12 protein-coding genes, 1 tRNA gene and 1 pseudogene are annotated in these 15,819 nt (G+C 39.6%); 8 read left to right on the top strand and 6 right to left on the bottom strand.

What is annotated here, in order from left to right:
- Positions 1-68 precede the first annotated feature (68 nt).
- Complete coding sequence (gene pnp, locus C1A06_RS04900) at positions 69-2,231, bottom strand: polyribonucleotide nucleotidyltransferase (RefSeq protein ID WP_101689350.1); 2,163 nt, start codon at positions 2,229-2,231, stop codon at positions 69-71.
- A gap of 324 nt (positions 2,232-2,555) precedes the next feature.
- On the opposite strand from pnp, the gene C1A06_RS04895 reads away from it, so the two are divergent.
- The 4 genes from C1A06_RS04895 to C1A06_RS04880 all read left to right on the top strand — a co-directional run bounded on the left by C1A06_RS04895 (position 2,556) and on the right by C1A06_RS04880 (position 5,821).
- Positions 2,556-3,362: a hypothetical protein gene (locus C1A06_RS04895; protein WP_101689127.1), complete on the top strand. Its 807-nt coding sequence runs from the start codon at positions 2,556-2,558 to the stop codon at positions 3,360-3,362.
- Between the two features lie 198 nt (positions 3,363-3,560).
- Positions 3,561-4,415 (top strand): hypothetical protein, encoded by an 855-nt coding sequence (locus C1A06_RS04890; protein WP_101689126.1) that lies wholly within the window; start codon positions 3,561-3,563, stop codon positions 4,413-4,415.
- 45 nt (positions 4,416-4,460) lie between these two features.
- The gene (locus C1A06_RS04885) at positions 4,461-4,859 is read left to right on the top strand and encodes a hypothetical protein (protein ID WP_101689125.1); all 399 of its coding nucleotides are present in this window, start codon (positions 4,461-4,463) and stop codon (positions 4,857-4,859) included.
- Positions 4,860-5,014: 155 nt separating this feature from the next.
- Positions 5,015-5,821: a hypothetical protein gene (locus tag C1A06_RS04880; RefSeq protein ID WP_145996340.1), complete on the top strand. Its 807-nt coding sequence runs from the start codon at positions 5,015-5,017 to the stop codon at positions 5,819-5,821.
- 74 nt (positions 5,822-5,895) lie between these two features.
- Here the strand turns inward: C1A06_RS04880 and C1A06_RS04875 are convergent, their stop codons facing one another.
- Entirely contained in the window at positions 5,896-6,933 is a 1,038-nt protein-coding gene (locus C1A06_RS04875) for an AAA family ATPase (RefSeq protein ID WP_101689123.1), read from the bottom strand.
- A 210-nt stretch (positions 6,934-7,143) separates the two neighbouring features.
- On the opposite strand from C1A06_RS04875, the gene C1A06_RS04870 reads away from it, so the two are divergent.
- Positions 7,144-8,640, top strand: a complete 1,497-nt coding sequence (locus C1A06_RS04870) for a S41 family peptidase (RefSeq protein ID WP_101689122.1) — start codon at positions 7,144-7,146, stop codon at positions 8,638-8,640.
- Positions 8,641-8,808: 168 nt separating this feature from the next.
- Here C1A06_RS04870 and dnaB read toward each other — a convergent pair whose 3' ends face one another.
- Positions 8,809-10,335, bottom strand: a complete 1,527-nt coding sequence (gene dnaB, locus C1A06_RS04865) for a replicative DNA helicase (RefSeq protein ID WP_101689121.1) — start codon at positions 10,333-10,335, stop codon at positions 8,809-8,811.
- 104 nt (positions 10,336-10,439) lie between these two features.
- On the bottom strand, positions 10,440-11,414 hold the full coding sequence (locus C1A06_RS04860; RefSeq protein WP_101689120.1) for a gliding motility protein GldB-related protein: 975 nt from the start codon (positions 11,412-11,414) through the stop codon (positions 10,440-10,442).
- A gap of 207 nt (positions 11,415-11,621) precedes the next feature.
- Between C1A06_RS04860 and tsaD the strand changes: the two genes are divergently transcribed.
- From tsaD to C1A06_RS04845, 3 genes are all read left to right on the top strand, one after another.
- Positions 11,622-12,638: a tRNA (adenosine(37)-N6)-threonylcarbamoyltransferase complex transferase subunit TsaD gene (gene tsaD, locus C1A06_RS04855; protein WP_101689119.1), complete on the top strand. Its 1,017-nt coding sequence runs from the start codon at positions 11,622-11,624 to the stop codon at positions 12,636-12,638.
- Between the two features lie 9 nt (positions 12,639-12,647).
- The gene (locus C1A06_RS04850; protein WP_306346013.1) at positions 12,648-13,868 is read left to right on the top strand and encodes a M48 family metallopeptidase; all 1,221 of its coding nucleotides are present in this window, start codon (positions 12,648-12,650) and stop codon (positions 13,866-13,868) included.
- Positions 13,869-14,008: 140 nt separating this feature from the next.
- A tRNA-Cys gene (locus tag C1A06_RS04845) sits at positions 14,009-14,079 on the top strand.
- 114 nt (positions 14,080-14,193) lie between these two features.
- Here the strand turns inward: C1A06_RS04845 and C1A06_RS04840 are convergent.
- The gene (locus C1A06_RS04840) at positions 14,194-15,171 is read right to left on the bottom strand and encodes a DUF4062 domain-containing protein (RefSeq protein ID WP_101689117.1); all 978 of its coding nucleotides are present in this window, start codon (positions 15,169-15,171) and stop codon (positions 14,194-14,196) included.
- A 370-nt stretch (positions 15,172-15,541) separates the two neighbouring features.
- A pseudogene (locus tag C1A06_RS04835) lies at positions 15,542-15,819 on the bottom strand (MFS transporter); the annotation flags it as partial.

The following is a 15,819-nucleotide window of genomic DNA, read 5'->3' as shown; positions in this document are numbered from 1 at the left end:
CTAAAACGAACGAAAAAGCCGACTCTCTTTACAGAGAATCGGCTTTTCTATTATATAAGTACAACTAATTATTCAGCTGAACCTTCTTCTTTCTTTGTTGGTCTTTCAGGACGTGGAGGACGAGGTAGAAGAACTTTACGAGAAAGTTTCAATTTACCAGTCTTTTGATCGATATCAACCAATTTCACTTCGATGATATCTCCTTCTTTCAATCCTGCGTTAGCTATATCGTCGATACGCTCCCATGAGATTTCAGAAATGTGAAGCAAACCATCTTTTCCTGGCATGATTTCGCAGAACGCACCATAAGGCATGATTGAGCGAACTTTTGCTTGGTAAACTTCTCCGATTTCAGGAACTGCAACAATGCCTTTCACACGAGCCATAGCTGCGTCGATAGCTTGTTTGTTTGTAGCCGATATTTCTACGCGACCTGCACCATCAATTTCTTCGATTGTGATAGTAGCACCAGTTTCTTCTTGTATTCCTTGGATGATTTTACCTCCAGGGCCGATAACTGCACCGATGAAGTCTTTAGCAATGATAATAACTTCGATACGTGGAGCGTTATCTTTGAAGTCTTCGCGTGGAGCAGCCAATGTTTCTTGTACTTTGTCCATGATGTGAAGGCGTCCTGCACGAGCTTGATTCAAAGCAGTCTCAAGAATTTCGTATGACAATCCGTCTACTTTAATATCCATCTGAGTTGCAGTGATACCGTCACGTGTTCCACACACTTTGAAGTCCATATCACCCAAGTGGTCTTCGTCTCCCAAGATATCCGAAAGAACTGCATAGTTCTGTCCTTTGTTCTCAGAGATCAATCCCATTGCGATACCTGTTACCGGTTTTTTGATTTTCACCCCAGCATCCATTAGCGCCAATGTTCCGGCACAAACTGTAGCCATTGATGACGATCCGTTCGATTCAAGGATATCCGATACCACACGGATAACATAAGGATAATTTTCAGGAATCATTGGTTTCAATGCGCGGTGTGCAAGGTTTCCGTGACCAATTTCGCGACGACCTACGCCACGTTGTGGACGAGCATCACCTGTCGAGAATGGAGGGAAGTTATAGTGAAGTAGGAAACGTTCTTTACCGTTGTTCAATACATCGTCGATGATTTTTTCGTCAAGTTTTGTTCCTAAAGTTACTGTAGTCAATGATTGTGTTTCACCACGTGTGAAAACTGCTGATCCGTGAGCTCCAGGCAGGTAGTCAACTTCAGACCAGATAGGACGGATTTCTGTTGTCTTACGACCATCAAGACGTTTACCTTCGTCAAGGATTGAACGACGCATTGCTTCTTTTTCTACATCGTGATAGTAGCGGCTGATAAGTGCGCCTTTTTCAGCAAGTTCTTCTTCCGATAGATTTGCTTTATATTCTTCTACGATAGCAGCGAAGTTATCACCACGTTCGTGTTTATTTGTATTGCAAGATGTTGCAACAGCATATGCTTTGTCGTAACATTTAGCCCAAACATCTTTGCGTAGTTCTTCGTCGTTGGTTTCGTGGCAGTATTCGCGTTTTTTAGTTGTTCCGCAAAGTTCCATCAATTCCATTTGTGCCTGACATTGAACTTTGATAGCTTCGTGTGCCACTTTGATAGCTTCAAGCATTTCTGCTTCCGAAACTTCTTTCATTTCACCTTCAACCATCATGATGTTGTCCATTGTAGCACCAACCATGATGTCCATATCAGCTTGTTCTAGCTGTGTGAATGTTGGGTTAACAACGAATTGTCCGTCGATACGTGCAACACGTACTTCCGAGATAGGGCCATGGAAAGGAATATCCGAAACAGCCAATGCTGCTGATGCTGCCAATCCGGCCAATGCATCTGGCATATCAACGCCATCTGCCGAGAATAGAATTATATTTACGAATACTTCAGCATGATAATCGTCCGGGAACAACGGGCGCAATGCACGGTCAACAAGACGACATATTAGGATTTCATAGTCTGAAGCACGACCTTCACGTTTTTGGAATCCGCCCGGAAAACGACCGTAAGCGGCAAATTTTTCTTTATATTCCACTTGTAGTGGCATAAAATCAACTCCGGGATTTGCATCTTTTGCGGCACAAACAGTTGCCAACATCATTGTGTTACCCATGCGTAACATTACTGATCCGTCAGCTTGTTTCGCCAATTTTCCCGTCTCTAGGGTAATAGTCCTTCCATCACCCAAATCGATACTTTTTGTAATCGGTTTAATCATATTATTTTTCATCTTATATTTCGGGCACAAAGGTAGGCAAAAAAAACTATTTCATATCGTTTTAACACACTTAATATTCGGTCTGCTAGCAAATTAGTATTTTATTAACTTATTGCCACTGCGTAACGATTGTCGTGAGTGCGTAATTACGCATTTTTTACGCACTGGGGTATACGGCGTACGATTACAAATAAAGATTAATTATTAAGCTAATACCTTAATATAATAAATAGTTAACATAATTTACAACTAGTATTTACTGAATAGTCTTACTTTTACGAAACGAATATTCAAAACACCTAATACATTAACATTTTACTTATTATGAGAAAACTTACATTATTATTGTTATCCCTTATCGCAATTACCTGCTTCAATGCATGTGATGACAACGATGACGACAAGTCTATCCATTTTTATTCTTTGGATGAAAAACCAGCAAAGATCACAGAGATCAGTATACCTAGCCGTTACATAGATCAGAGTTTCGGTCTGGCATATATCAAGGGAGGTGACGGAAAATACACGTTCAAGTCTTCGAATCAAGAAGTGATTGAGGATGCTTCTATAGAATTGAAACTATACGAACCTTCGAAGCAGAATATTATTTATTTCACTGCACTCAACGAAGGTGAAACAACAATTACCGCTACTGACAAAGCTGGCAACACTGCTGTTCTTAGAGTTATAGTCGTCATTTTTTCGCAGAAATATAACGTACTGAGTACTCAATTTATTATCAATGACGAAGTCAGCCAAGATATCAAATCTGAAATTGAAGCCGATCTGGAAGAGAATAATTTGCAAGCAAACAACTCCATACACCTTACATATAGAGGTCTAAGTCAAGGCGATCTTGCAATATTCAACAACGCCGAAGCTAAAGACAAACGCTTCGATGGCACATTTCTTCTCGAAGATGCAAGTCCCAGCGGACATACAATGATTTTGACCTACAACGGACAGACACATAAATATAAGATGCCATACAAAAAAGAAACTGACACTAAAGCAACTAGTACATCGGGACTTCAGTTTGGCGAAGACCTGACTGAATATTACAAAGCAAAGTACCCGACCGAAAATATTACCGAAGTTTCTTTCGGTGTTTTACTTTCTTCTGTAAAATAAAATTAGCATCCCTACAAAACATCAAAGCCTATTACCCTTCTAAAGGATAGTAGGCTTTTTTTATTCATACTCATAAGAAAAATAGTTTTCTGTTTATTCCTTTTTTCATAACTTTAGAAATTAATATTTTTAACACTATGGATGCAACTATATCGGACCCTATTGCATCATAATTTTATACAATCAAATCCAAGACCTATGAAAAAATATTTCGTATCCCTTATTGTTTTTCTCATTATCATTAGTTTCAATTCATGCGAAGATAAAGACGATGGTACTATTCGCTTCTACACGGCACTCGAATACGATACCACTCCACTTACCAAACCAAAGCCTAGAGAGACTAACGGATTCATCGCATACAGTCGTAACTTCAACACACAGAAGCCCTCTGTCGAAATAAGAGGTGGCGATGGTAATTATACGTTCCAATCTTCTGATCAGGAAGTCATTCATAATTCGTCTATTTATGTCGACTTTTACGAGTCCGACAAACGCAAATTTATATTCTTCACTCCACTCAAAGAAGGGAGCACAATCATAACCGTTACGGATGGCAAAGGTCTGTCGGCAAAATTGCAAGTGACTGTCAATACTTCTACCTCGAACTCAGTAATTTTAGAATCGAAAGTAATAATGAACGATGAAGTCAGCCAATCGGTTCGCAAGGAAATCGAAACCGACATAGCAGAAAATCATCTATCTCCTTACAATCAGATGCGCCGTACCTATACGGGCCAATTAGAGGGTAATTTCGTTGCACATATCGGCTCTGACATCATGAACGAGGGTTATATCGAAGATGATGCTCCATCTACATTGCGCTTCAAAGGCACATTTCTCGAAAAGAAGAACGAATATGATTACCTCGAAACACTGAGTTTGATCTATGACGGACAAACGCGTTCTTACAGCCTTTGCGACGATAGAATACGCAACATGGACTGGAAAATCAGCAGCAGACATTATGGCATTGATCTGACAGATCATTACAAGGCAAAATATCCGGCTGAAAACATCACAGAAGTATATTACGCCTTAGGTCTTTTCTGATGCTCCTTTTATCGGATAAACAATTTAACTTATCATTTTTTTATCATGAAAAAAATTTTAGTAATTCTACTTCCAATACTATTTGTACTCATCAGCTTCAATGCTTGCAACGATGATGATGACAAGAAAAAAATTATTTTTTATGAAATAGGCATATCGGCACATCCCGATCAGACAACTGAGGTATCAATAGGCAACTATGACATTGGTAATCTTACAGCCTATGCATACATTAAAGGCGGAGATGGTACATTTTCATTCAAATCATCCAACCAGAGTGTTGTAGACAATTCATCAATAAGCGCAGTACCCACTAAATCACCTGATTATCCTTATTTTTTCTACTTCAAACCATTGGCATTAGGTGAAACAACAATCACCGTATCTGACAGTGAAGGCAATACAGCAACATTGAAAGTTACAATATATAAATTTGGTGAATAACATCAGAATAAAATCAAAGCCTATTACCCTTCTAAAGGATAGCAGGCTTTTTTCATTGAAGCTTATCGAATATAATTTTCAAAAAAATTACCATGCCGATGCAACATTCTTCGAACTTCAAGCATCATACCTTATATAACCAAAATCTAAAACTCATGAGAAATCTTACATTATTCTTGTTTTGCCTATCCATGCTTTTTGTGGGCGTAGCTTGTGACGACAATGACGACAACAACTCTATTGGTTTTTATACATTTGATCTCGATCCTAAAAAGATAAACGAGATTACAACAAATACCAGATCAATTGGCACATCAATCTTATTCGTATCGATCAAAGGTGGAAATGGCAATTACAAGTTTACTTCATCCGATCAAGAAGTAATTGAAGATTCATCAATAGAAGTTTCGCCAATAGAATCGTACGATTACCGAGACCTGCATTTTATAGTACTAAAAGAAGGTGAGTGCGTTATCACTGTTACAGATGGATTAGGGAATATGGCTAAGCTAAATGTCATTATCAATACAGCTATTGATAAATATGAAATAAGTGAATCCGAATTAATAATAAACAATGAAGTCAGCAAAGAGATAAAAGCAGAAATAGAGGCCGACATCAAACTAACCAATCTTATCACAAACAATTTCATAACAATGAAATATACCGAATCAGGGAAAGGATTATTTGCTGTTAGTAGCACTCCCGACAGCGAAGATATACGCTTCGGCGGACCTTTTCGCTTCGAACATTTAGAAAATATCACTTCATTATATCTAACATATAACGATATCGAACACAGATACAATCATATACGCGAAACAAGAAGTACAACAAAAACATCAATAATGGAAATTCCTCCTTATGAGAAATACATAGAAGATCTGACTGGATTTTATAAAACGAAATATCCATCAGAAAACATCACAGATGTATCTTACATTTTAGTATTCAAAAGATGATAAAATATAACCAAAATAAAAAAGAAGCCTGTCTGCTCATCCTTAAGCAAACAGGCTTTTTCTTTTTCGAGCCCCTACTCCATACGCTTCAGCCGATGGCGAACTTTACCCTCCGAACAACCAAGCTGTCGGGCTATCTCGCGATTAGACATACCCCTATCGCGCAGTTCGGCAATACGCTGATTGTGCAGATCTGATTCGGCACTATCCATCGCAAAGAGATGATCGGCCTCGCGTCCGTCTTCCAGATAATTGAAATGAAGGAATGAGCCGTCTTTCACAATCTCGAAAACGGCTACATTGTCTTCGTCGTTAATAATCTCCGAACTACGGCATTTCAACTGCTTCACATAGCGCAGGTTCTTACCCTTGGCACTGCGACCGATGCAAAAGACCGCATCGGCAAAATTGGTCTTCATCTTCGATCCTTGCAGATCGTTGATCGACAGAGGTGTATAAAGTTCTTTTTTGCGTGTATGTTCCAGCAAGAGCATTGTCAGCCCATACTCGAACTTCAGCTCGCAAAGCTTATCCATCATCGGCTTTGCCGACTTTGCCGAGTCGGTATCCGAAGTGATGAGCTTGGTCATGTTGTCAATGATAATGACCTTGATATCCAATTCTTCGATCATCTGACGAAGCGACAGAATGAACAGCTTATCATAGTCGATGGCTTCGAGAGCCAGACTCAGATAAGGTTGATATTCTACACGATAGAGATTGTTGCTGAAACGGAAATGATTCGTATATTCCTGCGAATAGCGTTTCTCGAATTGTTTTTCCGACAATTCCAGATCAATATACAGTACCTTGTCGGTCTTGCTTATTTCGTTGGCTATCTGTACGGCGAAAAGCGATTTTCCGACTCCCGTGTCGGCAAACATCAGCGTTATTTCGCCTTCATAAACCAGTGAATGATAAAGATTGCGCGGAATGGGCGCATCATTGGCATCGCTCAGACATTGATTGGCTGTCCGTACGCGAAACATACCGATATCGTAAGAAGAAGTTTGCACAAGAGCTTTCGATTGTTCTTGCATCAGTGCCATCAGGCAATCGTTTTCAAGTTGTTCTTTTGCTTTCAGAAAAGCAGTGTTTGTGGTTTCGGTCATCGTTTTATCTTATTGATAAAGATGACTACGAAAAATAAAAAGATTAACTGTTTATTTCATCAGTCGCAAATCCGCTTCCACAATCGGACTTAGTACTGTATTTTTTCGTAAATTGCACCCACTTAAACCATACAACATTCAATGACCTAAATCTTAATAATTGGAAAGATAGACTCAAAGTACTTATGAATTTATAAACGTCTTAAAACTATGAAAAAAGCATTCGCAATCTTCTTCTTTGCCACATTTTTCGTGCACATATCTTCACAAATCAATAGTTCAGACTGTTTGACTGATTTTGACTATATCGTAAAAAAGGTTCGAGAAGATTATCCCGGCTACAGTGATAAGATAACAAAAAACAATCTTCCGAAGTTGATGGAATTGGAAAAAACACTGAGAAATAAAATCGAGAAACATCCCGACAGTTGTGTGTATTATTTCAAACAGTACACTGATTTTTTCAAAGATTATCATCTAAATGTAAGAAGATCATTCACAACATCGGCTCGAGGACAAAACAGGCCTAAGGTATTAGATACGTCTAGCTATGGCAGAAATATATCATTGACATCTGACATGTTAAATTTCGAAAACTCTACCGCGCTAGAAGGTCTATGGGAAAGCGCTTTGGCTGAATTTGCAATTATCAGAGATGAGCAAAAATTTATAGCTGTCGCCATCGAAGGCAAAGACTGGGATAACAGAGCCCAAATGGCAAAAGGCTTTGTCAAGTACGAATTTCAGCCTATAAATGACTCCACATTTGACGTAATAATTCATACGAATATCGAAGGTCGGAAGAAGGAGAAAACTAAAGCATCATTGCATTTAGAGAATAAAATACTAGAAATACACAACAATTTTGCACTTGTCAGAGCATCTGATTCCACAATCTTGGATCGAGCTACTTTAGCAACCTATATTCCGGAACACCCCAATGGATCAAATACCTATTTTGTATCTGCACCTCTAGGCGATAGTACGTTTTATATCAGAATACCAACTTTCGGATCAGATTATAGCAACCAGTTTGTTTTGAGAAATTGGAATCAGATAATAAACCATCCTAACTTAATTATTGATATAAGAAATAATGGAGGTGGACAAGATATTAATTACCAAGAACTGGCAAAAATAATCTATACAAAGCCAATAATTTTTAAAGGAGTTGAATGGCTTGCGTCAGAAGGGAACATAAAGTATTTCGAAGATGCCATAAAAAACGGAGAGATAAAAGAAGGGAAGGAATGGATGAAATGGACTACTGATTTAATCGAAGCAATGAAAGAAAACATTGGAGATTATGTCATTCATCCCAATCACAAAAAAATAAAGGAGATAGTTCAAAAAGATACAATTTATCCTAACCCTCGCAATATCGGAATTATCATAAATGAAGGGAACGCCTCATCTGCCGAACAGTTCTTGCTGACAGCACAACAAAGCGATAAAGTAATACTATTTGGTAAAAACAATACAGCAGGAGTACTTGACTATTCGAATGTTACTCCGACAAAAACTCCTTCGGGAAAATATGAAATATGGTGTCCAATGACAAGATCCAGACGTTTACCTAAAAATCCGATTGACAATATCGGTATAGCTCCGGATGTCAGGATTCCACTTCCTGCAGCCAAACAGCTGTATGATAGACTGGACGACTGGGCTTATTTTGTTCAAAAATATCTTGAACTGCTCGAATAGCGGGATCTAGAAGCAAAGAGTGTCAGTTGCCAAAGGTTATTTATTTCATCTTCTTAGAATTAAACCGATTTTTATTTTAGTGCGTAAAAAAATGCGTAATTACGCACCCACGGCAATAATTACGCACTCTGATATTTTTCGGAAGAAAGCGTCTACCCTACTCTCTCTTTAGAATGGTGTTGCATTGCTATCCATACCGGGAACAATATTGAAACTGTCGTTCGGTTGCGGTTGCTGTGATGCGCTATTGATACTCGACGAGAAATTGCGTTCCATACCGAAGTCGTCTTCGCGGTTCTGGAAACGTGCAAATTCGTTTTTGAATCGAAGCAATACATCGCCCGTAGCACCATTACGGTGTTTTGCAATGATGATCTCGGCCAGACCTAACAGCGAGTTTCCTTTTTCGTCTTCGAATATTTTATAATACTCAGGTCGGTGAATGAAGCAAACCATATCGGCATCCTGCTCGATGGCTCCCGACTCACGGAGGTCGGACAACTGAGGTCGTTTACCCTCGGCTCCGGTACGTGATTCTACACCACGATTCAACTGCGACAGTGCGATGATCGGAATGTTCAATTCTTTGGCCAATCCTTTCAACGATCGCGAGATGGTACTTACCTCCTGCTCACGGCTACCGAAGTGCATACCGCTTGCATTCATCAGCTGAAGGTAGTCGATGATAAGCATCTTCACACCATGTTCGCGAACCAAACGACGTGCTTTCGTACGGAGTTCGAATACCGAAAGACTCGGCGTATCGTCGATAAACAACGGAGCATCGTATAGTTCTTTTATCTTGAAGTCCAGCTGTTCCCATTCGTAGGATGCCAGCTGACCATTTTTAATTTTTTCGCCTGGTATCTCGCAAGTATTCACAATCAGACGATTCACCAACTGCACGTTACTCATCTCCAGCGAGAACAATGCAACGGGATAGTTGTAAGTAACAGCCATATTCTTGGCCATCGAAAGCACGAAGGCTGTCTTACCCATCGCCGGACGAGCCGCGATGATAATAAGGTCGGAATTCTGCCAACCTGATGTGATCTTGTCCAGATCGGTAAATCCGGTCTGTAATCCGCTGAGTCCTTCGGGACGATTGGCTGCAATCTCCAGCAAGTTCAATGCTTCTTTGATCACCGGATTGATCTGCGTTACATCTTTCTTTACGTTTCGCTGTGAAATCTCGAACAACTTACTTTCGGCTTCCTGCATCAGGTCGTCAACGTCCGAAGTTTCGTCGAAAGCTTTATTGGTGATATCTGACGAAAAGCCAATCAGCTCGCGAGCCAGATATTTTTGTGCAATGATACGTGCATGGAAATCGATATGTGCTGCCGAAGCCACTTTCTCGGTCAGTTCGGCAATATAAACCGCACCTCCCACCGATTCCAATTCGCCTTTCTTCTTTAGCTCCTCAACCACCGTCAACATATCGATCGGAGCCTGACGTAGTGCCAGACTTACGATTGCCGTGTAGATTGTCTGATGAATGGGATCGTAAAAACTTTCGGGTTTCAAGATATCGCTGATCTGCGAATATGCATCTTTTTCGAGCATCAATGCGCCCAATACGGCACATTCCAGTTCACGTGCTTGTGGCTGAATACGACCTATCTCGCTGAGTGCGACATTTTGTTCTTTCGATTTCGAATTATATTTCCTTTTACCGGTATTATTGTCTGCCATTTTCAAAATTTCGTTTCGGGGTAACAAAGATACAAGAAATAACGCATAAAATCTACTTTTGTTTTGAACAGGATGTTAATAACTTTTAGCCGAAATCCGATCTTTTAAGGATTGTATCGTACTGTTTTCAGTATTGTTGTTGCATCGGCATTCAAAACTTGCTGCAATGTAATTCCCGTCTGAGCTGCATACTGCTCTACGATCTCCCACCCTATCATTGCACCTGTTTGCGGAGGAGTTTTACCAGCCATCGGTAGCGATCGCGGATTTTCATCGATAAATTCCGAGATCAGCATGCGATCGGTCGAGAATAGTGTACGATTTTTAACGATATTATCCCAAATCAGTTTTTTGTTATTCGCAAACTGCTCGATATCAGCCGACATGAAAAGTCCGATATCTTCTCTGCTATAATGAGGCAATAATTTTGATAGCAGGAACAGAATTTTCCCCTCATATATCATTGCCGAAAGTAGATTTTCGTCTTTATCTTTCTTCACCACCTGACCACCAATGATCCATGCTTTCAGCAAATCGCGAGCAATAGCTTTCGACTCCATGCCGAATCTTTCCCTAGCCGAGAAAAACTGCTGATAGTTTTTGTAGTTGCTACCCAAATACTTGTCGCCCGAGATAGAAATCAGCGTATCCAGATAAATGATATTTTCTTTAAATCCCGATACGTGCATAGCCAAACGTGGTAATTTCTTTGTCGGAAAATAGCTTGATATCAATTTCGATGCTTCAGTCAACGACTCTTCGCTCGCAGCTAGATCTGCCAGCAGACGCACCTCGTCGCGATAAATAGTTTTCAGTAAGGGATGAGCAAAGTATTGCTTCATGGTCGCAAAATCGACAGCCTGATTGTTATTGTTCTGCGCAATCTGAAAAAATGCAGGCAACAGATCGGGGTACTTCTTTTTCAGACTTTGTTCTTCCTGCTTCGAGCCTTTCTCTAAATATTGAAAAAAATCTTTATCGAAACGGGCTATTCGCACATTCGTATTTTGAGCAGTTATTCCCGAGGAAGCGGAGGCAATCAGCACAATCAGGAAAATCCGATGGATAATGTATTTCATATAATCTTAAATCCGTTGATATTAAAAAAGATGATTCAAAGAAACTTTTTTTACTTAACTTTGTTCCTTTATTACAAACTTACATCATAATATTTAAAACTTGGCAAGAAATTTGTCTATTTTAAAACAGTATAAGCTCAGTATGAGCTAGTCGCGATTTATGTATGTTTGCTTCGTTTTTTTGATAATTTACATATTTAATATAAAATGACAGTCATTTTAGGTATCGAGTCATCGTGCGATGACACAGCAGCAGCCGTTATCCGTGACGGAGTGCTATTGTCGAACGTTATTTCGACACAAAAAGTACACGAAGCCTATGGAGGTGTAGTTCCCGAACTTGCATCACGTGCGCATCAACAAAATATTATTCCGACGGTAGATCAAGCTTTGAAACAAGCCGGAGTAAGCAAAGACGAGCTAACGGCTATCGCATTCACACGCGGTCCGGGTTTGATGGGTTCGTTACTTGTGGGAACCTCGTTTGCGAAAGGTTTATCAACTTCGCTCGATATACCCATGGTAGATGTCAATCACTTGCAGGCACACGTATTGGCTCACTTCATCAAAGAAGATGAAAACGATACGAATCAGCCGAATTATCCATTCCTATGCCTCTTGGTTTCGGGTGGTAACTCGCAGATAATCCTAATCAAGGCTCACAACGATATGCAGATCGTAGGACAAACCATTGACGATGCTGCGGGCGAAGCTTTCGACAAATGTGCCAAAGTAATGGGATTGGGTTATCCGGGCGGACCGATTGTTGACCGCTTGGCTAAATTGGGAAATCCTGACCGATTCAAATTCAACAAACCTCATATCCAAGGATACGATTACAGCTTCAGCGGATTGAAAACTTCGTTCCTTTATCTGCTTCGCGACGAATTGAAAAACGATCCTGACTTTGTAGAAAAGAACAAAGAAGATTTGTGTGCTTCGCTACAGAAAACAGTTGTTGATGTGTTGATGGCTCAGTTGCGTAAAGCAGCAAAAGACCTAAATATTAACGAAGTGGCTGTTGCGGGTGGTGTATCGGCAAACTCGGGTCTGCGTGCAGCATTCGAAGATCATGCAAAACGCTTCGGATGGAAAATTCACATTCCTAAATTCGGTTATACGACCGACAATGCGGCGATGGTTGCCATGTCGGGGTATTTCAAATACCTGGATGGCGAGTTCTGCCCGATGGATGCAGCTCCATTCTCGCGCGTAGTTGTGTAAAGTATGCCTATGTATTTAACGATTATACTGCTGATTGTAGTTCTTGACTTCGGCTGGTCGCAATACTTATCGTATCGCAACCGCAAGCGGATGTCGTCCGAGATTCCGTCTCAACTTAAAGGCATCTACAACGAGGAAGAATATGCACGTCAGCAAGCTTATCAGAAAACGAATAGTCGTTTCGGACGCTATTCATCGGCTCTGTCTTTTGTTCTCCTTGTTGTTGCACTGGTTTGTGGCTTATTCGGATGGTTGGATGGTGTTTTGCGTCAATATACTGATAACGAAACGTTGTTGACACTCTATTTCTTCGGAGTGCTTTTTGCAGTATCTTCGATCATCTCGTTGCCGTTCGATTATTATGCGACATTTGTCATCGAAGAGAAATTCGGCTTCAACAAATCGACAAAGAAAACATTTTGGCTCGATCAGCTGAAAGGTCTCTTACTTACAATCATCTTGGGAGGTCTTATTCTGACTATCATCACTTGGTTCTATAATAGCTTGGGCGAATGGGCTTGGCTATGCGCATGGGGAATAATGACATTCTTTACGTTGTTTATGAGCCTTTTCTACTCGAATCTGATTGTACCATTGTTCAACAAACAGACTCCGCTGGAAGCCGGTGAATTGCGTGACAAGATCGAAGATTTCGGACGAAAATCAGGCTTCGGTATCAATAATATTTACGTGATGGATGCTTCGAAGCGATCGTCGAAAGCGAATGCTTATTTCACGGGATTCGGCTCGAAGAAACGCATTGTTCTGTTCGATACCTTGATCAATGATCTTTCGACAGACGAGATTGTTGCCGTTCTGGCTCACGAAATAGGTCATTACAAACATAGACATACGCTGATGAGTATGTTCATATCTATTGCCTATACGGGTGTGCTGATGTTCCTTCTTTCTTTATTCTTAGGAAATATGGAAGCTGCTATGGCGCTTGGAACTGACGAGCCTTCGTTTCATATTGGCTTGATGGTTTTCTCGCTGCTGTTCACTCCTATTTCGTTGGTATTGGGCATTACGATGAACCTGCTCAGTCGGCGCAACGAGTATCAGGCGGATGCTTATGCTGCTTCGTTCGGATTGGGTGATGCCTTGATCGGCGGACTCAAAAAATTGTCGGTAAAATCGCTCAGTAATCTAAATCCTGATCCGTTGAATGTATTTTGTTATTATTCGCACCCTACTCTTCTTCAACGAATAGAGGCTATGAGCAAGTAATAAGTATTTGTTTATCAGTGTAACTATCTCTTGTATTAAAGATAGATGCTGATAAAATGAAATAAAATATCGACAAGATCGGCTCAAAAGCTTTGCAGAATTGAGAATTTGTTTTATCTTTGCAATCGCAAAAGCCTAATGGTTCCTTGGCCGAGTGGCTAGGCGCCGGTCTGCAAAACCGTTTACGGCGGTTCGAATCCGCCAGGAACCTCAAAGAAAGCTCCGAAATCGTTTATTATCAACGAATTAGGAGCTTCTTTATTTTAAGGGGGCGCATATAGGGGCGGAAAGTTCTATATTTTACAACTATCAACAAAAGAGCATCTTATCTATTTTTTATTATATTTAAAGAAAGATAGTATTCTTTGCCTTTACTGGATAAACTCCAAAATCCAAATTTATCTTTTTGCAAATAACCTAAAGTTTCGAATTGTATTAATACTTTAGTTAAGCATTCATCTTTTAATTCAGATATATCCTTTTCTTTTGTATACTTAATATAAGAGTAGATAATATATTTTATATCATTAGTTTTTTTAGAAGTCGTTCCCATATAGAAATCTGTTCCTATAGCTTGAAATAATTCGTCCCACGTAACCTCTAATTCAGAATCATTCTTAGTATTCGAAGAATAGTCAAAAGTCTCATATTGCAACTTATATTTATCCTTGCCTTTAGCCATTGAATTAATGTCTATCCCATAAGCACCCTTTTCAGCAAGCTTCGCTTTCAATTCCGCATTTTCTTTCATTAACTGAATAACTTCGTCATTAGAAGTATAGTTCTTTAGGGAATTTGCACGAATCCAACCAGTTCTAGGGCAACTATTAATCAACTGCATAAAGCTCACGATAACTTTAGATTTTAAATCCTCTTTAGATATATATGACTTACGAAGCTTATTATTTTCGATATAATCTTTAAACTTTTGCAATTTTTCAGCTTTAATGGGGTCAGTTTCTATTTTACTTTTAGGCAAATCAACACTACTATCTACAAGGAAGGCAATAGTCGGAACACCCACTTCCTCTGCATATCGGTATTCCATTTCGGTATAACTTATTTCAGTTTTAGGATTAACACTACCATATTTTCCCCCAATAATTACAATATAGTAGTCAGATTCTCTAATGGCTCTTTTTATCCACTCCCACTGAGTTTCATTAGCAGCAGGGAAAGCTTCCATACCATAGGGCATATGATTTAGCTCCATTATAGCCTGAGTAACTTCCGCACGCTCTTCGATTAAATCATTAAAAGTAGAACTTATAAAAACCTGAAATCTCTTATCTTCTCCGCTCATTATATTTTATTTTAATTTCATAGTATTACAAAAATAACAAATCAATTCCAGCGAACAGCCTAAACTTCATTACAATTATTCTAAGACGTTTTCCAAGCTTCAAATTTTCAAACTTATACTTTCTTAAAATAACATCTTCCACGCGATACAAGGCTCCTAAATCGCCGTAAAAGGAAGATAGTAGATTAGTGGAATTCGCCCCAAAGATTTTTTATTATTCTTATTTAGGAGTATTGCGGATCTTTCAGCCAAAGGATATAGGGCTATTAATATAACATGTAATAGCTAAGACTTAATCTGACAGTTCTAGAATTTCTATAATTGTCAGATTAAGTCTTAGTACTACAAATCAACAAATTAAACTTTCAACTTACTCTTTATTTTTTTTTGCCGTCCATAACATCGCACAAAATAAGACTGATAGCGCTGCCGCACCAATCCAGAAGTATTGAATCGATGAAAAATCATAGGCTGCCACACCCGAGGTTATCGTCTTGCTGTCCCCGATCAAATGACCGCTAAGAATATCCTGAATACCTGCTCCAATATAACTGGCTATACCGACAACACCCAAGGCTGCTCCTGATGCCTTCTTAGGTGCAATATCCGTTGCCATCAAACCTCCCAAAAAGCAGATAAGCACTCCAA

The organism is Dysgonomonas massiliensis (assembly GCF_900240225.1).
Taxonomy (GTDB): domain Bacteria; phylum Bacteroidota; class Bacteroidia; order Bacteroidales; family Dysgonomonadaceae; genus Dysgonomonas; species Dysgonomonas massiliensis.
The sequence above is the reverse complement of the archived record's forward strand: the minus strand, read 5'-3'. Positions and strand labels throughout refer to the sequence as shown.